Consider the following 4,077-nt stretch of genomic DNA (forward strand, 5'->3'; position numbering starts at 1 on the left):
GCCTCTTGACGTGTAAATGAGAATCGTTATCATCAAAGCCGAACCCAGACCCTCGGAGCTGAGCCATGTTGATGAGATCGCTTCCCCTGACCGATAACGGCGGCCGTGACAAGGTCGTTGCGCTGCGTGCCGCCCCGGTGGTTGCCCGTCGTATCGAAAGCACGCGTCTGCTCGACGGCTCGCGGGAGCTCGTCATCGAGCACCAGGGCAATGAGTACCATCTGCGCCTCACGCGCAACGACAAGCTCATCCTTACCAAGTAAGGGCCCGCTTCAGTAGGGCCTTCTCCAATGGGGCCTTCTCTCATTGGGACCTTCTCCCCGACGCCAAGCCACGCGGGCCCTCCCAGGCCGCCCAGCCAGGCATCCCATTCCGGCAGTCACCCGGGAGACGCGCCATGTTCGGCTGGTTAGCTTCGTTCGGTATGCACTCGCGAGCCCGTTCCACCCCGACCACGCGCTGGTTGGCGATCACGCCACGTACGCTGGTCGAAGGCCTTGGCCAGCTTGGCGGTGTGCTGTATCTCGCACCGAGGTCGGCGGCCTGCCCCCTCCAGGACAACGCGGCGTATGGCTGCCTCGTTGAGTCCGCGGACCTCGCGCCACTTCTGACCACGCGTTACGTCGGCCTCACCTGTGCGATAACGGCGGAAGGTCCGCGTGAGTGGATCGACTGCGTGGGCGGCGAGGGTGAGGCCCTCGCGCGCGTCTACCTCCTCCCGGACACGGACTACCTCGCCTGGGACGGCCTGTTCGTCGATGCGACGTCCGTCGATGCGCCGAACCGTGAACTGCCCGACCGCGAATGGCTACGTGCCTCGCGCGCTCGGGTCCTCTCCTTCACGCGTCGGCGCCTGGTCGGTTTTACCGTGCTGGGTGCGCGCGACGTGCTCATCTCCTCGCTCGGCCGTGGCGTGGCGCGAGACATCGCGGTCTCGGAGTCGGTGGGTATCACTGTCTAGCGGCGGGTCTGTCCGGGCGGTCTGTCCGACCGGCCCGGTGTCCGGACATTCTGTCCGCGGACACGACGCCGTCCCTGAAGATCTCCTGTAACTATATGTTTTAAATGAAAGTAGTGGCTTGGCACGCCGTTTGCTGTCTATCCCTCAAGAGAATCCAGGGAAGCCAGCATGATCCGCGATACCTCCGCCACGGACCGCCTCGTCGAAGTCGGTTCCAACCGTAACCGCAAGCTGATGTACATCGGTGCCGGCATTGCCGTGGTCGCTGCACTCGCTTTCGCGGCCCCCCATATCGCCACGATGTTTTCCGCCGACAGCTCGGTGAGTGCCTCGCGCCTGAGCTTCGCCACGGTAACGCGGGGTCCTTTCGTCCGCGACATCGCCGCCGAAGGCAAGGTCGTCGCCGCGGTCAGCCCGACGCTGTACGCCACCTCCGCCGGTGCGGTGGTGTTGACCGTGCACCCGGGCGACGTGGTGAAGAAGGACCAGGTACTCGCCACCATCACCAGTCCGGACCTCGCCGCCAAGCTGGCCCAGGAACGCTCTGCCGCTGACGCTGCAAAAGTGGAATTCCTTCGTGCGCAGATTGACGCGACGAAGAAACGCTCGGAACTGCAGAAGGCCTACGACAACGCGATCATCGACCAGACCGCAGGCCAGCGCGATCTCAAGCGTTACGAAGGCGCCTTTGCCAAGGGTGCGGTACCCGTCGCGGATGTCGACAGATCCAAGTCCGCGCTCGAGAAGGCCGACGTCACGGTGAAGCATGCCCAGTCCGATCTCACCACGGACAACGGCAGCCTGACCTTCGACATCCAGGCGAAGAAGCTCGCCTACGACCGCCAGGTGCTGCTCGTGCAGGACCTCGAACGCCAGGTGGAAGAACTCAACGTGAAGTCGCCGGTGGACGGCCAGGTGGGCCAGGCGTTCATTGCCGAACGCGCTACCGTCGCCAAAGACGCGCAGTTGCTCAGCGTGATCGATCTTTCCGCCCTCCAGGTGGAGATGAAAGTCCCCGAGAGTTTTGCGCGCGACCTCGCCATCGGCATGCCCGGTGAGATCAGCGGCAACGGCAAGGTATGGAACGGCAAGGTCAGTGCGATCTCGCCGGAAGTGGTCAATGGCGAAGTGGCTGCACGCCTTCGCTTCGACGGCGCCACGCCCAGCCAGCTGCGCCAGAGCCAGCGTCTTTCGGTACGTGTGCTACTCGACAAGCGCGACAACGTGCTCACCGTGCAGCGCGGCTCCTTCGTCGACGAAAGCGCCGGCCGCTACGCCTATGTCGTTGCTGACGGCATGGCCGATCGCCGGGACATCCGTGTCGGTGCGAGCAGCATCGACAAGGTCGAAATCCTGAGCGGCCTGAAAGAGGGCGACAAGATCGTCATCTCCGGTGCCGACACCTTCGGCGACGCCAAACACATCGCCATCAGCCGCTGAACCAACACCATTCCCTTACCAACGAAGGAACCGCCATGCTCAAGATGACCCATCTCGCCAAGGTCTACCGCACGGAAGTCGTCGAGACCTACGCCCTGCGCGACTTCAACATCGACGTGAAGGAAGGCGAGTTCGTCGCCGTCACCGGACCTTCCGGTTCGGGCAAGACCACGTTCCTCACGATTGCTGGCCTGCTCGAAACCTTCACCGGCGGTCAGTACCACCTTGACGGTGTCGAAGTCAGCCAGCTCGACGACAACGCCCGCTCGCGCATCCGCAACGAGAAAATCGGCTTCATCTTCCAGGCCTTCAACCTGATTCCCGACCTCAACGTGTTCGATAACGTCGAAGTGCCGTTGCGCTATCGCGGCATGAAAGCCGCCGAGCGCAAGCAGCGCATCATGGATGCGTTGGAGCGCGTAGGCCTGGCCTCGCGTGCCAAGCACTACCCGGCGGAACTCTCTGGCGGCCAGCAGCAGCGTGTCGCCATCGCCCGCGCACTTGCCGGTTCGCCGCGTCTGCTTCTCGCGGATGAGCCGACCGGTAACCTCGACACGCAGATGGCCCGCGGCGTCATGGAACTGCTCGAAGAGATTCATCGCGAAGGCGCCACCATCGTCATGGTGACCCATGACCCCGAACTCGCCGCACGTGCGCAGCGCAACGTGCACGTGATCGATGGCCAGGTAGTGGACCTTTCCGAAGAGCCGCGCTTCCACGCGCAGCCCAACGTCGCCCATTCCTGATCCGTCCGCCCAATATCCCGGGGACACCCATGTTCAGTTACTACCTCCAGCTCGGCCTGCGCAGCCTGCGCCGCAACCCGGTCCTCACCGGGTTGATGGTGATGGCCATCGGCTTCGGCGTCGCCGCGTCGATGACGACGTACTCGGTGTTTCGCGCCACGTCACGCGATCCTATACCGCAGAAGTCGAGCCAGCTGTACATGACCCAGCTGGACAACTGGGGCCCCGACAAGCTCGAGAAGGGCGAGCCGCCTGCGGCGTTGAGCTACAAGGACGCCACCGCTTTGCTCAACGCACACAAGGCAAAACGCCAGGCGATTACCTATCCGGTGGGCGTCTCGGTGATTCCCGAGGATCCCTCGAGGCTCCCCGTTCGCGAAGGCGCGTATGCGACGGGCTCGGACTTTTTCCCGATGTTCGACGTACCGTTCATCCAGGGCAATGGCTGGACCCGGGAAGACGACGACAAGCACGCCAGCGTTGCCGTGATCAGCAAGTCGCTCAACGACAAGCTTTTCAACGGTGGCCAGAGCGTGGGCAAGCAGGTGAACCTGGATGGTCGCCTCTTTCGCATCACCGGTGTCATTCAGGACTGGGCGCCGCAGCCGCTGTTTTTTGACGTGCCCAATACGGGTGGCTTCGACGAAGGTGCCTCGGTCTACGTGCCATTCAACCGCGCGATCGATCTCAAGATGCCCAACGACGGCAACAACAACTGCGTCGAGGAGCCCGGCGAGGGCTGGGACAATTACCTCCGCTCGGAGTRCATCTGGCTGTCGCTGTGGAGCGAACTGCCTGCCAAGGCCGACGCGGATGCGTACCGCCAGTACGTGACCGGCTATGCCGCCGCACAGCAGGCAGCGGGTCGATTCCGCTGGGCGCCGAACGTCAAGGTGCGCGACGTCATGACATGGCTTGACGTGCAACGGG

At 63.5% G+C, this 4,077-nt stretch carries 5 protein-coding genes; all 5 read left to right on the forward strand.

What is annotated here, in order from left to right:
- Positions 1–71 precede the first annotated feature (71 nt).
- Positions 72–263, forward strand: coding sequence for a hemin uptake protein HemP (hemP, locus tag AC1DSN_RS19355; protein ID WP_477294131.1), 192 nt, complete (start codon positions 72–74; stop codon positions 261–263).
- A gap of 134 nt (positions 264–397) precedes the next feature.
- Positions 398–961: a hypothetical protein gene (locus AC1DSN_RS19360; RefSeq protein ID WP_477332297.1), complete on the forward strand. Its 564-nt coding sequence runs from the start codon at positions 398–400 to the stop codon at positions 959–961.
- A 168-nt stretch (positions 962–1,129) separates the two neighbouring features.
- The gene (locus AC1DSN_RS19365) at positions 1,130–2,401 is read left to right on the forward strand and encodes an efflux RND transporter periplasmic adaptor subunit (protein ID WP_063571322.1); all 1,272 of its coding nucleotides are present in this window, start codon (positions 1,130–1,132) and stop codon (positions 2,399–2,401) included.
- 35 nt (positions 2,402–2,436) lie between these two features.
- A complete protein-coding gene (locus AC1DSN_RS19370; protein WP_063571321.1) occupies positions 2,437–3,147 on the forward strand; it encodes an ABC transporter ATP-binding protein in 711 nt (236 codons plus the stop codon).
- A 29-nt stretch (positions 3,148–3,176) separates the two neighbouring features.
- A partial coding sequence (locus AC1DSN_RS19375) for an ABC transporter permease (protein ID WP_477332299.1) occupies positions 3,177–4,077 on the forward strand: 901 nt, incomplete at its 3' end.

The sequence above is a fragment of the Luteibacter sp. P4_D7_3 genome, from assembly GCF_056401735.1.

Coding starts and splice junctions, on each gene's coding strand:
- hemP (WP_477294131.1), top strand. CDS start 72: ATGAGATCGCTTCCCCTGACCGATAACGGCGGCCGTGACAAGGTCGTT.
- AC1DSN_RS19360 (WP_477332297.1), top strand. CDS start 398: ATGTTCGGCTGGTTAGCTTCGTTCGGTATGCACTCGCGAGCCCGTTCC.
- AC1DSN_RS19365 (WP_063571322.1), top strand. CDS start 1,130: ATGATCCGCGATACCTCCGCCACGGACCGCCTCGTCGAAGTCGGTTCC.
- AC1DSN_RS19370 (WP_063571321.1), top strand. CDS start 2,437: ATGCTCAAGATGACCCATCTCGCCAAGGTCTACCGCACGGAAGTCGTC.